23 protein-coding genes are annotated in these 23,395 nt (G+C 56.6%); 10 read left to right on the forward strand and 13 right to left on the reverse strand.

All coding sequences use genetic code 11. The features are described from left to right. The first annotated feature begins 153 nt into the window (after window positions 1-153). The 3 genes from sapC to sapF are packed head-to-tail and all read left to right on the forward strand — an operon-like array spanning window position 154 to window position 2,848. Window positions 154-1,044, forward strand: coding sequence for a putrescine export ABC transporter permease SapC (sapC, locus tag Electrica_RS14395; protein WP_131050189.1), 891 nt, complete (start codon window positions 154-156; stop codon window positions 1,042-1,044). Further along, the gene (gene sapD / locus Electrica_RS14400; RefSeq protein ID WP_131050190.1) at window positions 1,045-2,037 is read left to right on the forward strand and encodes a putrescine export ABC transporter ATP-binding protein SapD; all 993 of its coding nucleotides are present in this window, start codon (window positions 1,045-1,047) and stop codon (window positions 2,035-2,037) included. A gap of 1 nt (window position 2,038) precedes the next feature. Further along, complete coding sequence (gene sapF, locus Electrica_RS14405) at window positions 2,039-2,848, forward strand: peptide ABC transporter ATP-binding protein SapF (protein WP_004861112.1); 810 nt, start codon at window positions 2,039-2,041, stop codon at window positions 2,846-2,848. 144 nt (window positions 2,849-2,992) lie between these two features. On the opposite strand, the gene Electrica_RS14410 is transcribed toward sapF, so the two are convergent. The 5 genes from Electrica_RS14410 to Electrica_RS14430 are packed head-to-tail and all read right to left on the reverse strand — an operon-like array spanning window position 2,993 to window position 7,618. Continuing rightward, window positions 2,993-4,495 (reverse strand): HAL/PAL/TAL family ammonia-lyase, encoded by a 1,503-nt coding sequence (locus Electrica_RS14410; protein WP_141964803.1) that lies wholly within the window; start codon window positions 4,493-4,495, stop codon window positions 2,993-2,995. Then, a complete protein-coding gene (locus Electrica_RS14415; protein ID WP_131050192.1) occupies window positions 4,492-5,286 on the reverse strand; it encodes an ABC transporter ATP-binding protein in 795 nt (264 codons plus the stop codon). The genes Electrica_RS14410 and Electrica_RS14415 overlap by 4 nt, the downstream gene beginning before the upstream one ends. A gap of 1 nt (window position 5,287) precedes the next feature. Next, window positions 5,288-6,019, reverse strand: a complete 732-nt coding sequence (locus Electrica_RS14420; protein WP_141964804.1) for an ABC transporter permease — start codon at window positions 6,017-6,019, stop codon at window positions 5,288-5,290. 9 nt (window positions 6,020-6,028) lie between these two features. Further along, on the reverse strand, window positions 6,029-6,748 hold the full coding sequence (locus Electrica_RS14425; protein ID WP_141964805.1) for an ABC transporter permease: 720 nt from the start codon (window positions 6,746-6,748) through the stop codon (window positions 6,029-6,031). A 12-nt stretch (window positions 6,749-6,760) separates the two neighbouring features. After that, entirely contained in the window at window positions 6,761-7,618 is an 858-nt protein-coding gene (locus Electrica_RS14430) for a transporter substrate-binding domain-containing protein (protein WP_141964806.1), read from the reverse strand. Window positions 7,619-8,249: 631 nt separating this feature from the next. On the opposite strand from Electrica_RS14430, the gene fabI reads away from it, so the two are divergent. The 6 genes from fabI (at window position 8,250) to osmB (ending at window position 14,182) form a co-directional block, all read left to right on the forward strand. Then, window positions 8,250-9,038 carry an enoyl-ACP reductase FabI gene (fabI, locus tag Electrica_RS14435; protein WP_100683915.1) on the forward strand — a complete coding sequence of 263 codons (789 nt, stop codon included), beginning with the start codon at window positions 8,250-8,252 and terminating at the stop codon, window positions 9,036-9,038. 250 nt (window positions 9,039-9,288) lie between these two features. Beyond that, window positions 9,289-10,446, forward strand: coding sequence for a carboxymuconolactone decarboxylase family protein (locus Electrica_RS14440; protein WP_141964807.1), 1,158 nt, complete (start codon window positions 9,289-9,291; stop codon window positions 10,444-10,446). Between the two features lie 80 nt (window positions 10,447-10,526). After that, entirely contained in the window at window positions 10,527-12,461 is a 1,935-nt protein-coding gene (locus Electrica_RS14445; protein ID WP_131050197.1) for an exoribonuclease II, read from the forward strand. A 192-nt stretch (window positions 12,462-12,653) separates the two neighbouring features. Beyond that, window positions 12,654-12,836 (forward strand): YciZ family protein, encoded by a 183-nt coding sequence (locus Electrica_RS14450; protein ID WP_131050198.1) that lies wholly within the window; start codon window positions 12,654-12,656, stop codon window positions 12,834-12,836. Window positions 12,837-12,907: 71 nt separating this feature from the next. Beyond that, window positions 12,908-13,657, forward strand: a complete 750-nt coding sequence (yciT, locus tag Electrica_RS14455; protein ID WP_100683919.1) for a DNA-binding transcriptional regulator YciT — start codon at window positions 12,908-12,910, stop codon at window positions 13,655-13,657. 306 nt (window positions 13,658-13,963) lie between these two features. Continuing rightward, the gene (gene osmB / locus Electrica_RS14460) at window positions 13,964-14,182 is read left to right on the forward strand and encodes an osmotically-inducible lipoprotein OsmB (RefSeq protein WP_100683974.1); all 219 of its coding nucleotides are present in this window, start codon (window positions 13,964-13,966) and stop codon (window positions 14,180-14,182) included. A gap of 105 nt (window positions 14,183-14,287) precedes the next feature. Here osmB and yciH read toward each other — a convergent pair whose 3' ends face one another. The 5 genes from yciH to pgpB form a co-directional block, all read right to left on the reverse strand. Beyond that, window positions 14,288-14,614 (reverse strand): stress response translation initiation inhibitor YciH, encoded by a 327-nt coding sequence (gene yciH, locus Electrica_RS14465; protein ID WP_100683920.1) that lies wholly within the window; start codon window positions 14,612-14,614, stop codon window positions 14,288-14,290. Continuing rightward, entirely contained in the window at window positions 14,614-15,351 is a 738-nt protein-coding gene (gene pyrF, locus Electrica_RS14470) for an orotidine-5'-phosphate decarboxylase (RefSeq protein ID WP_141964808.1), read from the reverse strand. Before pyrF ends, yciH begins: the two co-directional genes overlap by 1 nt. A 191-nt stretch (window positions 15,352-15,542) precedes the next feature. Next, entirely contained in the window at window positions 15,543-16,712 is a 1,170-nt protein-coding gene (gene lapB, locus Electrica_RS14475; protein WP_100683922.1) for a lipopolysaccharide assembly protein LapB, read from the reverse strand. Window positions 16,713-16,718: 6 nt separating this feature from the next. Then, the gene (locus tag Electrica_RS14480) at window positions 16,719-17,027 is read right to left on the reverse strand and encodes a LapA family protein (RefSeq protein WP_100683923.1); all 309 of its coding nucleotides are present in this window, start codon (window positions 17,025-17,027) and stop codon (window positions 16,719-16,721) included. A 135-nt stretch (window positions 17,028-17,162) separates the two neighbouring features. Next, on the reverse strand, window positions 17,163-17,930 hold the full coding sequence (pgpB, locus tag Electrica_RS14485; RefSeq protein WP_131050200.1) for a phosphatidylglycerophosphatase B: 768 nt from the start codon (window positions 17,928-17,930) through the stop codon (window positions 17,163-17,165). A gap of 163 nt (window positions 17,931-18,093) precedes the next feature. Here pgpB and ribA point away from each other — a divergent pair, with 163 nt between their 5' ends. Next, on the forward strand, window positions 18,094-18,684 hold the full coding sequence (gene ribA, locus Electrica_RS14490) for a GTP cyclohydrolase II (RefSeq protein ID WP_004861045.1): 591 nt from the start codon (window positions 18,094-18,096) through the stop codon (window positions 18,682-18,684). A gap of 42 nt (window positions 18,685-18,726) precedes the next feature. On the opposite strand, the gene acnA is transcribed toward ribA, so the two are convergent. The 3 genes from acnA to cysB all read right to left on the reverse strand — a co-directional run bounded on the left by acnA (window position 18,727) and on the right by cysB (window position 23,186). After that, a complete protein-coding gene (gene acnA, locus Electrica_RS14495) occupies window positions 18,727-21,399 on the reverse strand; it encodes an aconitate hydratase AcnA (protein ID WP_141964809.1) in 2,673 nt (890 codons plus the stop codon). Window positions 21,400-21,799: 400 nt separating this feature from the next. Then, the gene (locus tag Electrica_RS14500) at window positions 21,800-21,967 is read right to left on the reverse strand and encodes a YmiA family putative membrane protein (RefSeq protein ID WP_100683926.1); all 168 of its coding nucleotides are present in this window, start codon (window positions 21,965-21,967) and stop codon (window positions 21,800-21,802) included. 244 nt (window positions 21,968-22,211) lie between these two features. Further along, window positions 22,212-23,186, reverse strand: coding sequence for an HTH-type transcriptional regulator CysB (gene cysB / locus Electrica_RS14505; protein WP_004861036.1), 975 nt, complete (start codon window positions 23,184-23,186; stop codon window positions 22,212-22,214). Between the last annotated feature and the right edge of the window lie 209 nt (window positions 23,187-23,395).

The following is a 23,395-nucleotide window of genomic DNA, read 5'->3' on the forward strand; positions in this document are numbered from 1 at the left end:
GACGCATGAGCGTATGCATTTTCTGCAGATTGAGAACCTTCAGGGTTGTCCGGGCGAAACAGATTTAAAGCGAAAACGGGCGGCAAAGCCGCTCAGAAAGCGGAAACATTAAAAAGACGTCAAGCATGATTAACGAACATAAAACGGATTCCTATGCCCTACGATAGCGTGTATCTGGAAAAGCGTCCGCCCGGGGCGCTGCGTACCGTCTGGCGAAAATTCTACGGCGATACGACCGCGATGATCGGCCTGTACGGCTGCGCGGGTCTGGTGCTGCTGTGCGTCTTCGGCGGCTGGTTTGCTCCTTATGGGATCGATCAGCAGTTTCTTGGCTACCAACTGCTGCCGCCGTCATGGTCGCGCTATGGCGAAGTGTCATTCTTCCTCGGAACCGACGATCTCGGTCGCGATGTGTTGAGCCGTCTGCTGAGCGGCGCGGCGCCGACCGTCGGCGGCGCTTTTGTCGTCACCTTCGCGGCCACGCTGTTTGGTCTGGTGCTCGGCGTCGTTGCTGGTTCAACCCATGGCCTGCTGTCGGCGATGTTGAACCATATCCTCGATACCCTGCTGTCGATTCCGTCGCTGCTGCTGGCCATTATTGTCGTGGCTTTCGCCGGGCCGCATCTGAGCCACGCGATGTTCGCCGTCTGGCTGGCGCTGCTGCCGCGGATCGTGCGCTCGGTCTACAGCATGGTGCATGATGAGCTGGAAAAAGAGTACGTCATTGCCGCCCGTCTCGACGGCGCGTCGACATTAAATATTCTCTGGTTCGCGGTGTTGCCGAATATCGCCTCCGGGCTGGTCACGGAGATCACCCGCGCGTTATCAATGGCGATTCTCGATATCGCTGCCCTGGGCTTTCTCGACCTCGGTGCCCAGCTTCCTTCACCGGAATGGGGCGCGATGCTGGGCGACGCGCTGGAGCTGATTTACGTCGCGCCATGGGCGGTCATGCTACCCGGCGCGGCGATTATGATCAGCGTCCTGTTGGTCAACCTGCTGGGCGACGGGATCCGCCGCGCCATTATCGCCGGGGTGGAATAAATGCCGTTACTCGATATTCGCAACTTAACCATTGAGTTCAAAACCAACGAAGGCTGGGTTAAAGCCGTCGACCGCGTCAGCCTGACCCTTGCGGAAGGTGAAATTCGTGGTCTGGTGGGCGAATCCGGCTCCGGTAAGAGCTTAATAGCCAAAGCTATCTGTGGCGTCACCAAAGACAACTGGCGGGTCACCGCCGACCGTATGCGTTTCGATGATATCGATCTCTTACGTCTCTCCAGCCGCGAGCGCCGCAAGCTGATTGGCCACAACGTGTCGATGATCTTTCAGGAGCCGCAGTCCTGTCTCGATCCGTCGGAGCGCATCGGCCTGCAGTTAATGCAGAATATCCCCGGCTGGACCTTTAAAGGCCGCTGGTGGCAGCGTATCGGCTGGCGAAAACGCCGGGCCATCGAACTGCTGCACCGCGTCGGCATTAAAGATCACAAAGACACCATGCGCAGTTTCCCCTACGAATTAACCGACGGGGAGTGCCAGAAGGTGATGATTGCCATCGCCCTCGCCAACCAGCCGCGTCTGCTGATCGCCGATGAGCCGACCAACGCCATGGAACCGACGACCCAGGCGCAAATCATCCGCCTGCTTACCCGTCTGAACCAGAACAATAACACCACCATTTTGCTGATCAGCCACGATATGCAGATGCTCAGCAAATGGGCGGATAAAATCAATGTCATGTATTGCGGACAAACGGTAGAAACGGCGCCCAGCGAAGAGCTGGTGACCACGCCCCATCATCCGTATACCCAGGCATTAATCCGCGCGATCCCGGATTTTGGCAGCGCGCTCCCGCATAAAAGTCGCCTGAATACGCTGCCGGGCGCCATTCCCCTGCTCGAACAGCTGCCGATCGGCTGTCGTCTTGGGCCGCGCTGCCCCTATGCGCAGCGTGAATGCATTGAAACGCCGCGTCTGACCGGAGCCAGAACGCATCTGTACGCCTGTCATTTCCCGCTAAACATGGAGAAAGAGTGAAATGGTCGAAACATTGCTCGAAGTGCGTAATCTGAGTAAGACCTTTCGCTACCGTACCGGCTGGTTTCGTCGTCAGATGGTGGAAGCGGTGAAACCGCTCAGTTTTACGCTGCGCGAGCGCCAGACGCTGGCGATTATTGGTGAGAACGGCTCGGGAAAATCAACGCTGGCGAAAATGCTGGCGGGCATGATCGAGCCGACATCCGGCGAGCTGCTGATTGACGATCATCCGCTGACGTTCGGCGACTACTCTTTCCGCAGCCAGCGTATCCGCATGATTTTTCAGGACCCGTCGACCTCGCTGAACCCGCGACAGCGTATTTCGCAGATCCTCGACTTCCCGCTGCGCCTGAATACCGATCTCGAACCGGAAGCGCGGGAGAAGCAGATTATTGAGACGCTGCGGATGGTTGGCCTGCTGCCGGACCACGTAAGCTACTATCCGCATATGCTGGCTCCCGGCCAGAAGCAGCGTCTGGGCCTCGCGCGCGCGCTGATTCTGCGCCCGAAAGTGATCATCTGCGATGAAGCCCTGGCCTCGCTGGACATGTCGATGCGTTCGCAGCTGATCAACCTGATGCTGGAGTTACAGGAGAAACAGGGGATTTCGTATATCTACGTAACCCAGCATCTGGGGATGATGAAGCATATCAGCGATCAGGTACTGGTGATGCATCAGGGTGAGGTCGTCGAACGCGGCAGCACCGCCGATGTGCTGGCGTCACCGCTGCATGACCTCACCCGCCGCTTGATTGCCGGACACTTTGGCGAGGCGCTGACCGCCGATGCCTGGCGCAAAGACGGTAAATAACCTTCCGCGCCAGCGGCGGGTAAGACAGCTCAGGTCCGGGAACGGCGCGCTACAGGCCGCACGCGAAGCCGCCGACGGATAAAACCGACCACAGGCTGCCTCGCGATAGCGCATCGTTATTGACCGCGGTGGACCATCCCGCCGCTATGCCAGCCAGTCTGCGCGATGATTCTTTATGGTCGCGACCGCTTTGGCTATTTCTGGCGCCAGCCAGCGATCGTCTTCCCATGTCGCCACATGCTGTCGCAGCAGCGCCAACGCATGACGCGTGCCGGCGGCCAACATGTCCTGCGCATGAAACTCCAGCCCTTGCGCGGCGAGCAGATACTCGATCGCCATGATTTGATACAGGTTATCCAGCAGGCGCTGTAGCTTTAGCGAGGCGCCGGTCCCCAGACTCAGATGATCTTCCTGCAGCGCCGAGGTCACAAAATTATCGAGCACCGCCGGCTGCGCCAGCTGCTTGTTTTCCGCGCAGAGCGAGGCCGCCACGTACTGGGCGATCATCATGCCGGAGTTGACGCCGGGTTTCGCCACCAGAAACGCCGGCAGACCGCTGATTAACGGGTTGACCAGGCGATCCAGGCGCCGCTCGGCGATAGCGCCCAGCTCGGCCATCGCAATCGCCAGCACATCACAGGCCATAGCGACCGATTCGCCATGCGGATGCGCCTGCGACACCACGCGCCAGCTCTCCAGGGTGCCGAGAATCAACGGATTATCCGTACAGGCGTTCAGCTCGGTGTTAATTTGCCGCTCAGCATGGTCAAACTGATCGCGACAGGCGCCGTGCACCTGCGGCATGGACCGCAGGCTGAGCGCATCCTGAGTGCGTATCCCCTCGCTGGCGCTCAACAGCGGGCTGTCGGCCAACAGCTGGCGTAGTCGGGCTCCACTATGCTGTATGCCGGGACTGGCCTTCAATGCCAGGATCCCGGCATCAAACGCCACAATCTGGCCGCGCAGCGCTTCAAAACTCATGGCACCGGTGACGTCGGCCCAGTCCAGCAACCGGCGGGCGTCGTCGAGGGCCAGACAGGCCATCCCGGTCATACACGGCGTCCCGTTGACCAGGCTTAATCCCTCTTTCGCCCCCGGTGAAATGGGGGAAAGCCCCGCCTGCGCCAACGCTTCGGTGGCCGGTAGCACCCGCCCCTGCCAGCTCACCTCACCCGTCCCCATCAGCGCCAGACCGATATGCGCCATATGCGTCAGATAGCCCACCGAACCTTGCGAAGGCACCTGCGGGGTGATGTGCTGATTCAGGAAGGCAATCAGCTGTTGCACGATGGCGCAGGAAATCCCGGATTTACCATGACTGTAGTTGGCGACAGCGGCACACATAATGGCTCGCGTCTGCGCGTCGTCGAGCAGCGGGCCGACGCCGCAGGCGTGACTGAGCAGCGTATTGCGCGATAGCTGGCTCAGTTGCTCTGCGGGCAGCGTGATATTGCACAAGGCGCCGAGGCCAGTATTAATCCCGTAGGCTATCTGCCCCGCGTCGATAATATGCTGAACAATCGCCCGCCCCTGCGCGATGCGCTCCCAGGCATCGGCGCTGAGCGCCAGCTGCGCCTCGCCTCTGGCGACCCGCACGACATCCTGCCAGCATAACGGGGCATCGCCCCACAACACCTGTTGACTCATACGGCTTGCCCTGGCTGATGATGGCTGGAGATAAACTGCTGAAAACGCGGCGACCCATGCGCGCCAAAAAGCGCCTCCGGCGGACCGTCGCAGTCGATGGTGCCTTGATGCATAAACACCACGCGGTTGGAAACATGGCGGGCAAATCCCAGCTCATGCGTGACCACCAGCATCGTGCGCCCCTCTTCCGCCAGGCTGCGCATCACTTTTAATACTTCGCCTACCAGTTCCGGATCCAACGCCGATGTCGGCTCATCAAAGAGCATGACCTCGGGATCCATCGCCAGCGCCCGGGCTATCGCCACACGCTGTTGCTGACCGCCGGAGAGCTGGGCCGGGTAGAAATCCTTACGGTTCAGCATACCGACGCGGTCGAGCAGCTTTTCCGCCTGCTCAATGCACTCCTGTTTGCTGCGCTTGAGGACGTAATGCGGCCCTTCAATCACGTTTTGCAGCACCGTCATATGCGACCACAGATTAAAGCTTTGAAACACCATCCCCAGCCGCGAGCGCAGGCGCTCGATCTGCTTAGGGTTGGCCGCTAAACGGTGGCCGCGCGCATGGTGCTTCATCTCAATGGTTTCACCTCCCACGCTGACCACGCCGGCATCGGGCGTCTCCAGCAGGTTGATGCAGCGCAACAACGTGCTCTTACCAGAACCGCTGGCGCCCAGAATCGAGATCACATCGCCTTTTTGCGCCTGGATGGAAATCCCCTTCAGCACATCGAGTGAACCAAAGGATTTATGGATATCGCTGACGGACAGCGTCACGGGACGGGGATCGTGCATACTATTCTCCTTTGGCGGCCGGTTTGAGTGATACGGTGGCAGGGGTTTGCCGGGTATGCGGCGTCAGACGACGCTCAAGCAGCGCATAAAGCTGTACGATGATAAAGTTGAGCAGCAAATAGATAACCGCGGCGCAGAGAAACACCTCCATCGTCCGGTAAGTTCTCTGGATAATTTGCTGCGCCACGCCGGTCACATCCCACACCGTCACCAGGCTGGCCAGCGCCGTGGATTTCACCAGCAAAATCGCCTCGGTCGAGTAGGCCGGCAGCGCATAGCGCAGCATCACCGGGGCGATGATGCGTCGCAGCAGCAAAAAACGGGACATCCCGCAGGCCTGTCCGGCTTCGATCTGCCCGGAAGGCACCGCCAGCAGCGCGCCGCGCAGGATTTCAGCGGTGTAAGCGGCGGTACACAGCGCCAGCGCCAGCACCGCGCAGATAAACGGTTCGCGCAGCAGCGGCCACAAAAAACTGTGGCGAATCACGCCAAACTGCCCCAGCCCGTAGTAGATAAGAAACAGCTGGATCAGCAGCGGCGAACCGCGAAACACCAGAATGTAGCCTTTGGCAAAACCGCTGAGCAGCGGCCAGCGGCTCATGCGCAGCGCCAGAACCCCCACCGCCAGTATGCCGCCGCAGAGAAAAGAACAGATAAACAGCCCCAGCGTAACCGGCAGCGCAGCGCAGAGCTTGAGGAAGGTATCGCTGAGAAAGGCAATGTCGATAAACATAGATTCTCCTTAAGCCTGAGCCGCGCTGCGACGCAGCCAGGCGCGATTCAGGCGCAGTTCCGCTCGCATAAACGCCCGGTTGGACGCCAGAGTGAGTAGCAGGTAGCAGCCGCCGCCAATCAGATAGAACAGGAAGTATTCGCGGGTGGAGCCGGCGGCAATCTGGCTGGCGCGCATTAACTCCGCAATCCCCGTCACCGAGACCAGCGCCGAATCTTTCAGGCTCATCTGCCAGACATTTGCCAGCCCCGGCAGCGAATAGCGGGCAATCTGCGGCAGCATGATGCGCTGAAAAATCCGCCAGCGCGGCATGCCGATTGCCGACGCCGCCTCGACTTCGCCGGGCATCAGCGCCAGGCGCGCCGCGCGGTAAACTTCAGCCTGATACGAGGCGGAAATCAAGCCGATAGCCAGCGAGCCAATCAGGAACGGCGGGACCTCGATAAAGCCGTCGGCGCCAAACAGCTGGCCAATCGCCGAGACCAGCCCTGAACCGCCAAAATAGAACAGATAAATAACCAGCAGTTCAGGAATCCCGCGGAATACGACCGAATAGGCCGAACCAAACCAGCGGACGGGGGCGTGTGACGACAGTTTTGCGGCGGCAATGATGCCGCCGACCACGGCGCCGACCGCTAACGCGGCGAGAGACAGCAGCAGCGTGGTCAGCGTCGAGCTCAGGATGAGCGTTCCCCAACCGTTGTCACCAAAACTCAGCAGACTCAGCATCTCCAACCTCACTTATGGCGTGACATCGCTTTTAAACCATTTTTCGCTCAGCTTTTTCACCGTTCCGTCCGCCAGCGCGGCCTTAATCGCGGTATCCAGCTTCGCTTTTAAATCGGCATCGGCGTGACGGACGCCCAGCGCTTCGCCTTCGCCCCAGATGGGGCCGCTCAGCTGCGGGCCGCTGAAGTTGAGGTTGCTGTTTTCCGGGCGGGCAAGCGTGGAGTTGGCGAAGGTAATATCGTCAAAGACGGCATCAATACGTTCAGCCTGGAGATCCAAAATGGCGTCAGCTGAATTGCTGTATTCGCGAATATCGGCCACATCTTTAAAGTACTTGTCGATAAACGGGGTATAGACGGTGCCGGAAGCGATACCAATCGTTTTGCCTTTCAGGGCCGCTTTTAATGGCGCAATCGCTGCCTGAATCGCTTTGTCATCATCGTTAAGCTTGATGGTGTGGTTGGCCCCCGTCGCTGGCGGCAGCAACGTGCCTTTTACCGCGATAAATGACGCCGGTGTTGCGGCGTAGGGGATCGTGAAGGAGACCACCTGTTTTCTTTCCGGCGTAATGACGATGGCATCCATGATCACATCGTATTTCCCGGCGTTGAGTCCGGCGATCATCCCGTCCCAGTTTTGCACCACCAGTTTGCACTCAATGCCCATGCGCTGGCAGAGATTGGCCATCAGCTCGGGTTCAAAGCCGCTCAGCTTTCCGCCCGGCAGCGTCAGGTTCCAGGGCTCATAACCCCCTTCCGTTGCGATGGTGATGGACTTCCACTCTTTGGCATTGACCGTGCTGCCGCAGAGCAAGAGTCCTGAGAACAGGGTTGTCAGACAGACCTGGCGAAAAGTGATGCTCTGCTTCATGGTAATTCTCCTGATTCATTTAAGTCATGCCGTTCTGGGGTTGCCAGTCGGAGGTAAAATTCAGATGACAGAGCATGTATATACAAGCATTAACAAAGCAGCACACGCTCCCGATGATGGATTTGTGAGCTGCACTGTAAATAATTTGTGATCAAATTGAAAATTGTGTGTAACTAAAAATTTACACTAAGCGACAAACCGAGGGGGAAACGGCGAAGATAACGGCCTTTGAGCGCTCTTCCCTGCCGCAACACCGGGGACAATGGCGACGACATAACCCGAGTGTTGCGAAATGCTGGCAGCTTGCCGGTAAGCGCAGTCAGGAAACTGCCGGCAGAGGCTGTCGCCCGGCGCACGGATTCCGCGCTCATCCGAAGCCGGTTTCTGCTGGCCCGCATCCCCCGCCGCTCGACTGCCGAACGCCGGGCGAGCGGCGTAAAACGAGCCAGCTATCCGGTGATATACTGGAGTGTGTCCGATTATCATTACGTGTTACCGCACGAAAATATCGTGACACAAGGGGTCGTCAGTGGGATATAATTCCCGGCTAAATTTGAGTTATTTTGAAATAACAAACTTAACTTCATGATTGTTAAAGTAAAAATAAGCAATAACGATAAGGATTAAAGCTATGGGTTTTCTTTCCGGTAAGCGCATTCTGGTCACTGGCGTTGCCAGCAAACTGTCCATCGCCTACGGTATTGCGCAAGCAATGCACCGTGAAGGGGCTGAACTGGCGTTCACCTATCAGAACGAAAAACTGAAAGGTCGTGTGGAAGAATTTGCCGCGGCACTGGGTTCCAACATCGTACTGCCGTGCGACGTGGCGGAAGATGAGAGCATCGACGCTCTGTTCGCTGAACTGACTAAAGTCTGGCCGAAATTTGATGGTTTCGTTCACTCAATCGGTTTTGCGCCGGCTGACCAGCTGGACGGCGATTATGTCAACGCGGTCACCCGTGAAGGTTTCAAAATCGCTCACGATATCAGCGCCTACAGCTTCGTGGCGATGGCGAAAGCCTGCCGCGGTATGCTGAACCCGGGTTCCGCCCTGCTGACGCTCTCCTACCTGGGCGCAGAGCGCGCGATTCCTAACTACAACGTTATGGGTCTGGCAAAAGCGTCTCTGGAAGCGAACGTGCGCTACATGGCGAACGCGATGGGTCCGGAAGGCGTGCGCGTCAATGCCATCTCTGCGGGTCCAATCCGTACGCTGGCAGCGTCCGGCATTAAGGACTTCCGTAAAATGCTGGCGCATTGCGAAGCGGTTACCCCGATTCGTCGTACCGTGACTATCGAAGACGTGGGTAACAGCGCAGCCTTCCTGTGCTCCAACCTGTCTGCCGGTATCTCCGGTGAAGTCGTTCACGTCGATGGCGGTTTCAGCATCGCGGCCATGAACGAACTGGAACTGAAATAAGTTCTTTTCCCTCCTCACGTCGGTGAGGAGGGATTGCCTTCGCCACATTCCTCACTTCTCTGCATTCTCTGCATTCTCTGCATTCTCTGCATTCTCTGCATTCCAGAGACGAACATTCCCCCCTGTTATTCCAAACAGCTATTTGTTAGCACGTATCAATATTTTCTCCCGCTTCGGGGTTACGCCAGGATAGTTACGCATACAGGGCCCACGGAAGTGCGGCCCGCCACCTACCGATCAAGGAACGCCCATGGAGCAACGCCGCGTTTATGGCAAAAACCACTGGTATCATGAAACCCAGTCAACCATCTGCCCGGTGGATGTGCTGCCGCTCGTCCCTGAAGCCGCCCATGTCGAAGATCGCTTTTTACTCGATCTGACGTTACCGGAAGAGTGGCTTCGCGCGCATGCGGGCTGGCTGACGCCAGCGCGATGTCTGGCCGACGCGCTCTTTCCCGCCTCGGTCGTCGTCAATCGTTTACAAACCGTTAGCGCCTATGACCGGCTGAGCACCGCGCTGACCGTCGCTCAGGTGTATGGCGTGCAGCGGCTGTGTAACCATTATGCCGCCCGACTGGCGCCGCTGCCGGGACCAGACTCTTCACGCGAGAGCAACCGCCGGCTGGCGCAAATGACCCAGTACGCCCGCCAGTTGGCCGGTTCGCCATCGGTCATTAACACCCTTTCCCGCAGCCAACTGGATGAGGTCGGGTTAACCAGTCGCGATATGATTCTCATTAATCAGATTGTCGGTTTTGTCGGCTTCCAGGCGCGCGTAATTGCCGCGTTCCACGCTGGTCTCGGCTTCCCGGTGCGCTGGATGCCAGGAATGCCGCAGCAGGAAGATGCGCCGTCCGACGATTTTACGATCGGTCAACTGACCTGGGCGCCCGACATCAACGATACCGACCTCCGCTATGCCAGTGACGAACGCCAGGCGCTGCTGGCCGACTGGCTAGCGCATCCAGGTCTGTCCGGGCTGGCGCCGCTGCTTGCCGTCCACGAAACCCTTCTCAGCAGCCAACATCAATTACTCACCCGGTTGCGCGTGAATCAGCCTGTTGCTTCGCTGGTGGCGCTGATGACCGCGCGCATCAACGGTAGCGCCAGCTGCTTTAATGCCTGGGCCGAAAGCGGAACGGTTTCCCCGCAGCTTGTTGATGCGCTACGCAACGACGATCGCGCGCTTGAGTCCTGGGCACAAAACCATCCCGCTGAGCGCAGCATCTTGCAGGCGGTACAGCTTTTAACCCGGGCGCCCGACCGTTTTAGCGCGGCGCAATTAACGCCCCTCGCTGAACACGGGCTTTCCCATGCGCAGATCATCGACATTCTGGCGTGGAGCGGAGCGTGTGGCTGGATGAATCGTCTGAAAATCGCCCTCGGAATCGTTCGTCAACAGACGTAAAATGCCAAACATCGCTTGCTGCCACAGGCATTATCGCGTAAAAATGTCAGCCGCTCTTTTAGCCACGAAAATACCTAACTATGTTTCAGGACAACCCGCTGCTAGCGCAGCTTAAACAGCAACTGCATTCCCAGACTCCTCGTGTTGAAGGGGTCGTTAAGGGGACGGAAAAAGGTTTTGGCTTCCTCGAAGTTGATGCGCAAAAAAGCTACTTTATTCCGCCGCCGCAAATGAAAAAAGTGATGCATGGCGACCGTATCAGCGCCGTGATCCACACCGAAAAAGAACGTGAAAGCGCCGAGCCGGAAGAGTTGATTGAACCTTTTCTGACCCGTTTCGTCGGTAAAGTGCATAAGAAAGATGACCGACTGTCTATCGTTCCCGATCATCCGCTGCTGAAAGACGCCATCCCCTGCCGCGCCGATCGTAGCGTGAACCATGATTTTAAAGAGGGTGACTGGGCCGTTGCTGAAATGCGCCGTCATCCGCTGAAAGGCGACCGCGGCTTTTATGCCGAATTAACCCAGTTTATTACCTTCAGCGACGATCACTTCGTTCCGTGGTGGGTCACGCTGGCTCGCCACAATCTGGAAAAAGAAGCCCCGGACGGCGTGGCGACCGAGATGCTGGATGAGGGTCTGGAACGTCGTGACTTAACGGCGCTGGACTTCGTCACCATCGACAGCGCCAGCACCGAAGATATGGACGATGCGCTGTATGTCGAAGCTGCCGCCGACGGCAAGCTGCATTTGACCGTTGCCATCGCCGATCCGACCGCCTGGATTGCCGAAGGGAGCAAACTGGACAAAGCGGCAAAAATTCGCGCCTTCACCAACTATCTGCCGGGCTTTAACATCCCGATGTTGCCGCGCGAGCTGTCTGACGACCTGTGCTCTCTGCGCGCCAACGAAGTGCGTCCGGTCCTCGCCTGCCGCATGATCCTCACGGCTGACGGCACGATTGAAGACGATATCGAATTCTTCGCCGCGACCATTGAGTCAAAAGCCAGACTGGCCTACGACAACGTCTCCGACTGGCTGGAAAATACCGGCAGCTGGCAGCCTGAGAGCGAGTCCATCGCTCAGCAGATTACACTGCTGCAGGATGTCTGCCTGCGCCGCGGCGAATGGCGTAAAACCCATGCGCTGGTGTTCAAGGACCGTCCGGACTACCGTTTCGTACTGGGCGAGAAAGGCGAGGTGCTGGATATCGTTGCCGAACCGCGCCGCATCGCGAACCGCATTGTCGAAGAGTCAATGATCGCGGCAAACATCTGCGCCGCCCGCGTTCTGCGCGACCAGCTGGGCTTTGGTGTTTATAACGTGCACACCGGCTTTGACCCGGCCAACACCGAACAGCTGGCAACGTTGCTGAAGACCCACGACGTCCACGTTGATCCGGTCGAAGTACTGACGCTCGACGGTTTCTGTAAACTGCGTCGCGAGCTTGATGCCCAGCCGTCGGGTTTCCTCGACAGCCGCATTCGTCGCTTCCAGTCCTACGCGGAAATCAGCACCGAACCGGGTCCGCATTTCGGCCTTGGCCTTGAAGCCTACGCCACCTGGACCTCACCGATTCGTAAATATGGCGACATGATTAACCATCGTCTGCTGAAAGCGATCATTAAAGGTGAAACGGCAACGCGTCCACAAGATGAAATTGCCGTACAGATGGCCGAGCGCCGCCGCCTGAACCGCATGGCTGAACGCGATGTGGGTGACTGGCTGTACGCCCGCTATCTGAGCCCGCAGGCAGGTACCGATACACGCTTCGCCGCGGAAATCATCGATATCAGCCGCGGCGGGATGCGCGTGCGCCTGGTGGACAACGGCGCCGTCGCCTTTATCCCGGCGCCGTTCCTGCACGCCGTGCGTGATGAACTGGTTTGTAGCCAGGAAAACGGTACCGTGCAGATCAAAGGCGAAACCGTCTACAAAGTCACTGACGTTATCGACGTCAAGATTGCTGAAGTCCGTATGGAAACCCGCAGCGTCATCGCGCGTCCGTTCGCCTGATAGCCGTCTTCAGCGGCTCCCGTTATCGGGGGCCGCTTGTTTTTTCTCCGCATTGTCTGCTATTGCCCCGTTTTTCCTCGTTTTTCTGACGCTATAACGCAGATGATTTACGTTGTGCGTTTTTTTCTCTTCTCTTTTTCATCTGTTTTTTGCATCATTGATTTCATTCGTTTTTGTAACCAGGATAATGCTATGTCTGATCTGAATGCCCGCCTGCTCGCCCAACGTATCGATACCGTGCTGGATATTCTGGTTGCCGGAGATTATCACTCTGCAATTCATAATCTGGAGATCCTCAAAGCGGAGCTGCAGGCGCTTGCCAGCGATGAGCCGGAAGCGAAACCCGGCCAACCGAAAGCACCCTGGGAAATCTGATCACCCACATCGCCACAATCGCTCAATGAAGTCGATTGCAGCCAAAATTGCCCCCTAACTGTGATGTTGCTATGAACGCCCGACAACAAAGTATTTTGCAAATGGTCATCGATAAAGGCCGCATGAGCGTGGCCGATCTCGCGAAAATGACCGGTGTCTCTGAAGTCACGATTCGACAGGATTTGAATTTACTGGAAAAACAGAGCTATCTGCGCCGGACCCATGGTTTCGCCGTCCCGCTGGATAGCGAAGATGTCGAAACCCGGATGATGACTCATTTCTCGATCAAACGTGAACTGGCTACGCGCGCCGCAGAGTTGGTCAACGCCGGTGAGACGGTATTTATCGAAAACGGCAGTTGCAACGCCCTGCTCGCCCGCACGCTTGCCGAACGCGGCGACATTACCATCATCACCGTCAGCAGCTATATTGCGCATCTGCTTAAAGAGACGCCGGCAGAGGTCATTCTGCTCGGCGGGATCTACCAGAAGCGCAGCGAAAGTATGGTCGGTCCGCTCACACGGCAGTTTATTCAGCAGGTGCACTTCAGCAAAGCGTTTATTGGCATCGATGGCTGGCAGCCGGAAACCGGTTTTACCGGCAAGGATATGATGCGCGCGGATGTGGTCAATGCCGTCCTTGAAAAGGGCTGTGAGGCGATTGTCCTGAGCGACAGTTCGAAGTTCAGCGTCGTGCACCCTTATCCGCTCGGTCCGGTGGCGCGGTTTAGCCGCATTATTACCGACAGCGGTCTGCACGATGACGCACGTCAGCAGCTGACGGAAAGCGGACTCACCGTCGATATTGTTAGTTGTTCCTGAATTCATCCCGACTTGCTTTTTCGCCCGGCATTTTTTCTTTCCCCGCCGCCCACCGTCGTGGGCGCAGACCGCATGAATCCCTGTCTGAGAGTATTCCGAGCCCGCAATTAAGAGTTTTTACCTGCCGGCAAAATTAAAAAAAAGTAGAATTAATGTTAGCGATATAACAGGAAGTGACTATCACCTGCGTGATTAAAGTACCGCCTGCGCAACTTAAGTTTCATGGAATAGCCCTTAAAACCTGGCATCACGCTATGCTTTAAAGGAAGTTGTATCCATGAATTGATTATTCAGGAGAAAATTATGATGACTTCAATGAGCAAAAAAATGGCTGCCGCTGTTCTGGCCGTTACCGTAGCAATGTCTCTGAGCGCATGTTCCCACTGGTCCAAACGCGATCGTAATACCGCCATCGGCGCAGGCGCAGGCGCACTCGGCGGCGCAGTCTTAACCGATGGCAGCACGCTCGGTACCCTGGGCGGCGCGGCAGTTGGCGGGATTATCGGTCACCAGGTTGGTAAATAAGGTCTCAACTGGATCAACGATAAAAATAATCCGCATCAGTAGACTTACAGACTCACGCACCTGCTAAAATCAAGGCCACGGTATTTACCGTGGCCTTGTTATTGATTACCCGCCCGCCAGCTTAACTTTCATGCCTTTGGCTTCCAGCAGCGATTTAAGCAAATCGCGCTTATCGCCCTGAATTTCAATCACGCCATCTTTCACCGACCCGCCGCAGCCGCACTTCTTTTTCAGCTCGGCGGCCAGTTTTGCCAGCGCATCATCATCCAGGTCAATACCGACGATCAGGCATACGCCCTTGCCCTTGCGGCCGCTGGTCTGACGCTGAATACGTACCACGCCATCGCCTTTAGGGCGCTCAACGACCGCCTTCGGTTCATCGATACGGCCGCTTTCCGTCGAATAGACCAGACGGCTATTGGAATCAGTCATTATACCCCCTGAGTCAGTGACGCATTGATGCTGCGTAAGGTCGCTGCCGGATCCGCCGACTGAGTCACCGGACGACCAATCACCATATAGTCTACGCCGGCTGCCTGCGCCTGTTCCGGCGTCATGATACGGCGCTGGTCTCCGGCATCGCTGCCCTGCGGGCGAATACCCGGCGTCACCAGCTTAAAGGCCTGCCCCAGTTCGTGCTTGAAGCGGGCCGCTTCCTGCGCAGAACAGACCACGCCGTCGAGGCCGCAGCGCTGGGTTAACGCCGCCAGTTTTGCCGCATGATCGGCGGGAGAAAGCGTGATGCCAAGATCCTGGAGATCGCTGGCTTCCATGCTGGTCAGGACGGTCACGGCAATCAGCAGCGGCGCGTCCTTGCCAAACGGCAGCAACGCTTCACGTGCCGCGGTCATCATTCGCGCACCGCCAGAGGCATGAACATTGACCATCCAGACACCCAGCTCTGCCGCCGCGGCTACCGCGCGCGCAGTGGTATTCGGGATATCATGAAATTTCAGGTCGAGGAAGACCTCAAAACCGCGCTGATGCAAGTCGCGAACAAACTGTGGCCCCAGCAGCGTAAACATCTCCTTACCCACCTTCAGGCGGCAGTCGCGTGGATCAATACGGTCAACAAAGGCCAGCGCTTTGTCGCGGTTGTCATAATCGAGCGCAACAACAACGGGAGAGGATGTGACAACGCGAGGCGAAGATGAAGCAGTAGACGTCATGACCAGACCTTAATTGTTGATGGGCGCCGTTTGGCGCAAAAAAGGTAAACGGGCAGCATTCTACCTGCGATGGAGGGAAATTGACAGGCTGCTTTTCGCCGCCTGGCGGACGATGGCAGCGATGGTGTCAAAGGCAGCGGATGATAAAAACTGATAAGTATGTTGTAACTAAATTGCGCTTTTTTTAAAAACTATTGCCCGTCGAGGCCGCGAATGGGTTTAATCGTTGACCACGACCGGCAGGACGGACAGTGCCAGTACAGAGTGTGAGCGGTAAAACCGCACTTTTGACAGCGGTAGCGCGGTTTACTGCGAACCTGCTCCCCCACCATATTGCGCAGAACGCCGAGGCTCTCCTTCGCGCGCCCCTCTTCGGCTTCATTAAGGTGGTAGTCCATCAGCTTATGGAACACCCGCATCGTCGGATGACGCTCCAGCTGGCGGGTAACATAGCTCTGGGCCGCCTCCACGCCTTCGCGCTGTTCGAGAATTTGCGCCAGCATCAGCTCCGCGGTCGCTCCGGCGTTTTCATCGACGCAGCGGCGGAGGAAGAGTTCCCATTCATCAAGTTTGCCCAGCTGCTGATAGCAGGTCTGCAGCATGTCGAGCGTTTCGCCCACCAGCTCTTTATCCTGATTGATGACCCGCTCCAGGCTCTCTACCGCTTTCGCGTAGTCGCCCTTCTCCATCCATACCCGGCCGATCATAATCGACACGCGGGCGCTGTTGCGGTCAGCCGCAGCCCCTTTTTTCAGCAGCGACATTGCTTTATCCATATCGCTGTTCGCCATCTGCTGCAGCGCAAGCTCGCACCAGAAGTTGGCAATATCGCCCCGGTGTTTTTCTTTACCCAGTTTCACTAAACGCTCGGCAACATCAATGGCCGACTGCCAGTCGCTGGTGGCCTGATAGATTTGCAGCAGCTGCTGCAGCGCGCTGAGGCGAAAATCGGTTTCATCCACCAGTTGCTTGAACATATCTTCCGCGCGATCGTAGAGACCGGCGGCCATATAGTCGCGCCCCAGTTGCTGAACGGCCAGCAGCCGCTGATCGTAAGTCAGCGAGGCGCTCTCCATCAGGCTCTGGTGAATACGGATAGCCCGGTCAACCTCACCGCGCGAGCGGAACAGGTTACCCAGCGTCAGGTGGGCCTCAACGGTACCGGTGTCCTCTTTCAGCATGTCGAGGAACAGATCCACCGCTTTATCCTGCTGGTTGCTCAGCAGAAAGTTCACCCCGGTCACGTAGTCACGCGACAGGCGGCTAGCGTCGTCCTGTCTGGACTGTTGTGCACTTCTGCGCCCCATATACCATCCGTAAGCAGCGGCAACGGGCAAAAGCAGAAATAACAACTCCAGCATAAATGATTATTCCTTCACCGCAGGAACACCTGCGTCGGCTGGCGCGGCGTTGGCTGGCGCAATCTGATGTTCAAGGCGCTTGATTTTACGTTCAGCGCGAACCAGAGAAACGCGAACCCGCAGCCAGAAAAGGCCGCAAATCAACCAGCCAATTGCAAACCCTGCGGCAAAGAGCACTGCCAGCAACGTCGAAATACGGAATTCACCCTGCGCGAGCAAATAGTTGAACGTGACCAGTTGATCATTCTGTGCGCCTAAGGTCACGGAGATGACGAAGATGGCTAATACCAGTAAGAAAATCAGTAAATATTTCACACTACTTCCCGTTTTGTGGGTTGAGCGAAAAAATCCCGCGTTCAGCCCTATAAAGTATCATTTTCGCCGCAGCGGTGAAATGGAAAAGCATGGCACCCTGTCCGGATATGCGTCCGTCCGGCGCGGAAATCAACGTTATCCCTGATTTATCGTCCGCGTCTTAATCTCCTGCGCCTCTTCTCCCGGCGGCGTAAGCGGACCGCACAGCCGCTGGGTTATCCAGGTGGCCAGGGTTACCAGCAGCCACGAGATAAAGGTGGCGACCAGCAAATCTTGCGGCCAGTGCATGCCCAGCGCCAGGCGACTGCCCATCACGGCCGTCGCCCACGTCAGCAGCACGGCGATGGTCAGCCAGCGTCGCCGCGGCCACAGCAGTCCGACGCCCAACAAGGCCCAACTGGCCGCAAACATCGTGTGCCCGGACGGAAAAGCAAAACCGGTCTCTTTCTGCCAGTGCTTGCGCAGGAATCGAGGAATATCCTGCTCTTGCGCCAGCTGCTCATGCACCAGTTTAGCGCGTTCTTTGCGTTTTAACGCGTAGAATTGCTCAACCGGCACCTGCTGCGTCTTTTCCAGCCAAACCACAAAAGGACGCGGCTCCTGAACCTGCTCTTTTATCCAGGATTTTATGCCCTGCCCCAACAGGATAGCCGCCCCCAGAATCACAAACAGCATCACCGCGGCGCGCAGACGAAAACGCAGACACCACAGGAACCAGCCGCATAAAACCGTATGGGTAATGATGCCCCACGGCTGGGTCACGCTCTCTGTCACCCAGTAGAGCAGTTTTAACCACGCTTGCGGAAGGTCTGGCTGCCACTTCCAACCGGATACCCACACCACGCCGGGCATAATCATAAGCAATGCCGCACCGAGGGCGGTTCGTCTGGCAATCGACAGCATCTTCTCTCCTTATCTCTTCTTCCGACTATCATAACGGAAAGTGGTACGTTTGTGCGCTTTACGCGCAGGCAGCCGTGCGTAATTAGGAGAACGTCGCGCCATTGTGGCAAAATAGCGCCAAACAGAAAGCACATTCAGGTGCTGACAGAATCTGGAGAATCACATGCAGCTTAAACGTGTGGCAGAAGCCAAACTGCCAACCCCCTGGGGCGATTTCCTGATGGTGGGATTTGAAGAACTGGCAACCGGGCAGGATCATGTCGCACTGGTCTTCGGCGATATTTCGGGCCAGTCCCCGGTCCTTGCTCGCGTACATTCTGAGTGCTTAACGGGCGACGCCCTTTTTAGTCTGCGTTGTGATTGCGGTTTTCAGCTCGAAGCGGCGCTGTCGCATATTGCCGAAGAGGGACGCGGTATCCTGCTGTACCACCGTCAGGAAGGCCGCAACATTGGTCTGCTGAATAAAATTCGCGCCTATGCGTTGCAGGATCAGGGCTATGACACCGTGGAAGCCAACCATCAGCTGGGCTTTGCGGCGGATGAGCGCGACTTTACGCTGTGCGCGGATATGTTCAAACTGCTCCACGTCGACCAGGTGCGTTTGCTGACCAACAACCCGAAAAAAGTGGAAATTCTCAGCGAAGCCGGGATTAATATCGTTGAACGCGTGCCGCTGATTGTCGGGCGCAACCCGAAAAATGCCCACTATCTGGACACCAAGGCCGCCAAAATGGGGCATCTGTTGAATAAATAAGTCGGCAAAAAAAGACAGGGCCAGCGCTTGCTGGCCCTTTTTTTACAGCATGTTGCGGATCACATAATGCAGAATGCCGTCATTCTGATAGTAGGTCAGTTCGGTGGCGGTATCGATGCGGCAACGGCAGTCGATCGTCTCCTGCGTACCGTCCGCCCGCGTCAGGGTCACCGGCACCGTCGCGCCTGGCTGCAAGGCCTGCAGGTTGCTGATATCTATCCGCTCCTCCCCGTTCAGCCCCAGCGTTTTACGCGTGACGCCCTGCGGGAACTCCAGCGGCAGGATCCCCATCCCTATCAGGTTGGAACGGTGAATACGCTCAAATGATTCAGCGATAACCACCCGCACACCCAGCAACCGCGGGCCTTTCGCCGCCCAGTCGCGACTGGAGCCGGAACCGTACTCTTTCCCGGCCACCACCGCCAGCGGGATCCCCTCATTTTTATAACGCATCGCCGCGTCATAAATCGCGATCGGTTCGCTGTCCGGCAGATGTCGGGTCATCCCTCCTTCCACGCCCGGCACCATTTCGTTGCGAATACGGATGTTGGCGAAGGTCCCGCGCATCATCACCTCATGGTTGCCGCGGCGGGAACCGTAGGAGTTAAAGTCAACGCGCGCGACGCCATGTTGCTGTAAATAGCGCCCGGCCGGGCTGTCCTGCTTGATACTCCCGGCCGGAGAGATGTGGTCCGTGGTGACCGAGTCGCCGAGCATCGCCAGAATACGCGCGCCGTGAATGTCCTCTACCGGCTCAGGCTGAACCCCCATCTGGTCAAAGAATGGCGACAGACGGATATAGGTTGAATCCTCCTGCCAGTCGTAAGTATCGGAGCGATCGACGTGAATGGCTTTCCATTCTGGCGTTCCTTCAAACACCTCCGCGTACTCTTTGTGGAACATATCGGTCGTGACCTGCTCAACCGCCTGGGCGATCTCAAGGCCGCTCGGCCAGATATCCTTCAGATAGACCGGCTGACCATTTTTACCGGTGCCAAGCGGATCGCGGGTCAGATTGACATTCATGTTCCCGGCCAGGGCGTAGGCCACGACCAGCGGCGGCGATGCCAGCCAGTTGGTTTTCACCAGCGGATGAATACGCCCTTCGAAGTTACGGTTACCGGACAACACCGCGCCGACGGTTAAATCCCCGTTTTTGATAGCCTCTTCGATCGGTTCCGGCAGCGGCCCGGAGTTACCGATACAGGTAGTACACCCATAGCCGACCAGGTTGAAACCCAGCTCGTCGAGATACGGCGTCAGCCCGGCGTGGGCCAGATAATCCGACACCACTTTCGATCCTGGCGCCAGAGAGGCTTTCACCCACGGCTGCGGCTTCAGGCCCAGCGCAACCGCTTTCTTGGCCAACAGGCCGGCGGCCATTAGCACACTGGGGTTAGAGGTGTTGGTACAGGAGGTGATGGCGGCAATCGCCACCGCACCATCGGGCAGCGAATAGCGATGTCCGTTCAGCGTATAGTCGACCGGCTGGCGCTGTTTTTGTGTCTGATTAACCTCCAACTCGCTGCTGGCGGCAAAGGCTTTCGGGACATCCCCCAGCGCCACGCGATCCTGCGGCCGTTTTGGCCCCGCCAGACTCGCTTCGACAGTGCCCATATCCAGTGCCAGCGTACTGGTGAAGATCGGCTCATCGCCCGTCTGACGCCACATGCCCTGCGCTTTAGCATAGGCTTCCACCAGCGCCACCTGTGCATCGCTACGACCGCTCAGCCGCATATAGCTGAGGGTTACCGCATCAATCGGGAAGAAGCCGCAGGTCGCACCGTATTCGGGGGACATATTGGCGATGGTCGCGCGGTCGGCCAGCGGCAGCGAATCCAGACCATCGCCGTAAAACTCAACAAACTTACCCACCACGCCGTGCTGACGCAACATCTGGGTCACGGTGAGCACGAGGTCGGTGGCGGTAATGCCCTCGCGCAGTTTACCGCTCAGTTTAAAGCCCACCACATCCGGGATCAGCATCGAGACCGGCTGGCCCAGCATCGCGGCTTCCGCTTCAATACCGCCGACGCCCCAGCCCAGCACGCCCAGGCCGTTGATCATCGTGGTATGCGAATCGGTACCGACCAGCGTATCAGGCCAGGCCACCCATTCGCCGTTTTGCTCCTCACTCCAGACCGTTTTGCCGAGGTACTCCAGGTTAACCTGATGGCAAATACCGGTGCCCGGCGGCACGACGCTGAAGCGGCTGAACGCCTGCTGTCCCCAGCGCAGGAAAACGTAGCGCTCGTGGTTGCGCTCCATCTCAAGACGCACGTTTTCCTCGAACGCATCGTCATTGCCGAAGCGATCGACGGTGACCGAGTGGTCGATAACCAGGTCCACCGGCGACAGCGGGTTGACCTTCGCCGTATCGCCTCCCAGGCGTTTGACCGCTTCACGCATTGCCGCGAGATCCACCACCGCGGGTACGCCGGTAAAATCCTGCATCAGCACGCGCGCCGGACGATAGGCGATTTCCCGGTCAGCATGGGCATGTTCAAGCCAGCCTGCCAGCGCGTGAATATCTTCGGCGGTGACCGAGTCACCGTCCTGCCAGCGCAGCAGATTCTCCAGCAGGACTTTAAGCGATTTGGGCAGACGGGTCAGATCGCCCAGTTCTTTAGCGGCCAGCGGTAAACTGTAGTAGTGGTAGGTTTTATCTTTGACCTGTAGCGTATCCTTACTGGCTGCTCGTAGGGTTGACGACATAGCTCCTCCTTTATCACAGGGATGGCATGCCCTGATCCTCCTCAGGGTTAATATTAAAGATAACACATACCGGGCATAACACTTTGATAACAACCCGAATTGCTAAAATCGGCGGGAACGAATTGAAAAGCGATAAGGACAGAAAACCTGAATAACATCGCGGGAAAATGTTGAATACAATTGATGAAACGATGGTAAGAGAGGGAGTTGATTAATACGCAGAAACGAAAAAGAACTAATCGCCGGCTTATTGACGATTAGTTCAACAGTATGGGTCAGGGATTAAAAACCATTGTGGCGAAATATATCCTCCTTGCTGCCATTAGTTTATTAACTTAAATAATACCTCGTATTTTAACTGTCATAAAAATGAAATATATTCAGACTCAGAAAAAAAGGTTCAGCTAATGATCCAGACGTTACAAATGACTAGCGCCACAATACTCCAGAACATCGCGAGCCCAAGGATAACAGCGCTCCAGGCCCGACTCCTCAACACAGGATCGATCTCCGTTTTGTCACTTTCCTGTGACATCGCAAACTTCATATAATCGATATCACTTATCATTTCATCACCACCAATCGCTAAAATTATCAGGTACGATTAAATATTAATTATGGGATTAAGATTAATCCAGCTAATTTTCTTAGAAACGGAGACCTTTAATCATTAATTTGATCGCGGCGGGTATATTTGAAAATGTGGTACGAGGAGTTAACGAAAATTGTGATTTATACGAGGTTTAGAGGCCCGATTATAGGCCATAATAGGCTCTGGCATCCCCGTAAGGATGCCATTATCATTTACAGGGCTATTTTTCCGGTAGTTTAATATCTTTAAACATTGCCTCAATATCTTCATTCGAGCGCAAGGCCACCGCGGTATCCACCACATCTCGTGTCAAATGCGGCGCAAAACGTTGAATAAAATCATACATATAGCTACGAAGGAAGGTGCTGCGGCGGAAACCTATTTTCGTGGTGCTGTGGCTGAAAATACCGTTAGCATCAAGCTTAACCAGGTCAGGATCGGAGACCGGATCCACCGCCATGCTGGCAATCACCCCGACCCCAAGGCCAAGACGGACATAGGTTTTGATAACGTCAGCATCGGTGGCGGTGAAAACGATACGTGGCGTCAGCCCGGCACGGTTAAAGGCGGTATCCAGCTCAGAACGGCCGGTAAAGCCGAAGGTGTAGGTGACCAGCGGGTACTGGGCCAGCTCTTCAATCGTCACCGACCCACGGGAGGCCAGCGGGTGTTCAGGCGTCACCACAATCGAACGATTCCAGTGATAGCACGGCAGCATGACCAGATCATCATAGAGATGCAGTGCTTCGGTCGCGATGGCGAAATCCGCGTTCCCCTTTGACACCGCCTCCGCAATTTGTGTCGGCGAGCCCTGATGCATATGCAAGGAGACGCGCGGATAGCGCTCAATAAAGCCTTTTATCACCCCAGGTAACGCATAGCGGGCCTGAGTATGGGTGGTAGCCACATACAGCGAGCCTTTGTCAGGCCAGGTATGTTCGCCTGCGACCGATTTAATCGCATCGACCTTCGACAGGACTTCGCGGGCAATGCGGATGATCTCCTGACCGGCCGGCGTCACCTGAGTTAAATGTTTGCCACTACGGGCGAAAATCTGAATACCGAGTTCATCTTCCAGCATGCGTACCTGCTTGCTGATACCGGGCTGTGAGGTATACAGACCTTCGGCAGTCGAGGAGACATTCAGATTATGGTTAACAACCTCAACGATGTAGCGGAGCTGCTGTAGTTTCATGGCTGATATCCGTTAACGCGTAAAATGAATTCGTTCATACATTTTACGTTCAGGCCGCCTGTCGGCAAGCTGCACGTTTGCCGTCCCTGCGACTCGCCGCTATGGCGCCACAAAGCATCCTGAACACGATGATGTATAAGACGATTTAATAATAAAAAAGAGATTAGCTATAACCACTATATCATTTATATCTACAGTGTATAGACACT

This window comes from Klebsiella electrica (assembly GCF_006711645.1).
Classification (GTDB): domain Bacteria; phylum Pseudomonadota; class Gammaproteobacteria; order Enterobacterales; family Enterobacteriaceae; genus Klebsiella; species Klebsiella electrica.

Bases quoted from the DNA above. Each gene is read 5' to 3' on its own strand.
- sapC (WP_131050189.1), top strand. From the start codon at position 154: ATGCCCTACGATAGCGTGTATCTGGAAAAGCGTCCGCCCGGGGCGCTG.
- sapD (WP_131050190.1), top strand. From the start codon at position 1,045: ATGCCGTTACTCGATATTCGCAACTTAACCATTGAGTTCAAAACCAAC.
- sapF (WP_004861112.1), top strand. From the start codon at position 2,039: ATGGTCGAAACATTGCTCGAAGTGCGTAATCTGAGTAAGACCTTTCGC.
- Electrica_RS14410 (WP_141964803.1), bottom strand. From the start codon at position 4,495: ATGAGTCAACAGGTGTTGTGGGGCGATGCCCCGTTATGCTGGCAGGAT.
- Electrica_RS14415 (WP_131050192.1), bottom strand. From the start codon at position 5,286: ATGCACGATCCCCGTCCCGTGACGCTGTCCGTCAGCGATATCCATAAA.
- Electrica_RS14420 (WP_141964804.1), bottom strand. From the start codon at position 6,019: ATGTTTATCGACATTGCCTTTCTCAGCGATACCTTCCTCAAGCTCTGC.
- Electrica_RS14425 (WP_141964805.1), bottom strand. From the start codon at position 6,748: ATGCTGAGTCTGCTGAGTTTTGGTGACAACGGTTGGGGAACGCTCATC.
- Electrica_RS14430 (WP_141964806.1), bottom strand. From the start codon at position 7,618: ATGAAGCAGAGCATCACTTTTCGCCAGGTCTGTCTGACAACCCTGTTC.
- fabI (WP_100683915.1), top strand. From the start codon at position 8,250: ATGGGTTTTCTTTCCGGTAAGCGCATTCTGGTCACTGGCGTTGCCAGC.
- Electrica_RS14440 (WP_141964807.1), top strand. From the start codon at position 9,289: ATGGAGCAACGCCGCGTTTATGGCAAAAACCACTGGTATCATGAAACC.
- Electrica_RS14445 (WP_131050197.1), top strand. From the start codon at position 10,527: ATGTTTCAGGACAACCCGCTGCTAGCGCAGCTTAAACAGCAACTGCAT.
- Electrica_RS14450 (WP_131050198.1), top strand. From the start codon at position 12,654: ATGTCTGATCTGAATGCCCGCCTGCTCGCCCAACGTATCGATACCGTG.
- yciT (WP_100683919.1), top strand. From the start codon at position 12,908: ATGAACGCCCGACAACAAAGTATTTTGCAAATGGTCATCGATAAAGGC.
- osmB (WP_100683974.1), top strand. From the start codon at position 13,964: ATGACTTCAATGAGCAAAAAAATGGCTGCCGCTGTTCTGGCCGTTACC.
- yciH (WP_100683920.1), bottom strand. From the start codon at position 14,614: ATGACTGATTCCAATAGCCGTCTGGTCTATTCGACGGAAAGCGGCCGT.
- pyrF (WP_141964808.1), bottom strand. From the start codon at position 15,351: ATGACGTCTACTGCTTCATCTTCGCCTCGCGTTGTCACATCCTCTCCC.
- lapB (WP_100683922.1), bottom strand. From the start codon at position 16,712: ATGCTGGAGTTGTTATTTCTGCTTTTGCCCGTTGCCGCTGCTTACGGA.
- pgpB (WP_131050200.1), bottom strand. From the start codon at position 17,930: ATGCTGTCGATTGCCAGACGAACCGCCCTCGGTGCGGCATTGCTTATG.
- ribA (WP_004861045.1), top strand. From the start codon at position 18,094: ATGCAGCTTAAACGTGTGGCAGAAGCCAAACTGCCAACCCCCTGGGGC.
- acnA (WP_141964809.1), bottom strand. From the start codon at position 21,399: ATGTCGTCAACCCTACGAGCAGCCAGTAAGGATACGCTACAGGTCAAA.
- Electrica_RS14500 (WP_100683926.1), bottom strand. From the start codon at position 21,967: ATGATAAGTGATATCGATTATATGAAGTTTGCGATGTCACAGGAAAGT.
- cysB (WP_004861036.1), bottom strand. From the start codon at position 23,186: ATGAAACTACAGCAGCTCCGCTACATCGTTGAGGTTGTTAACCATAAT.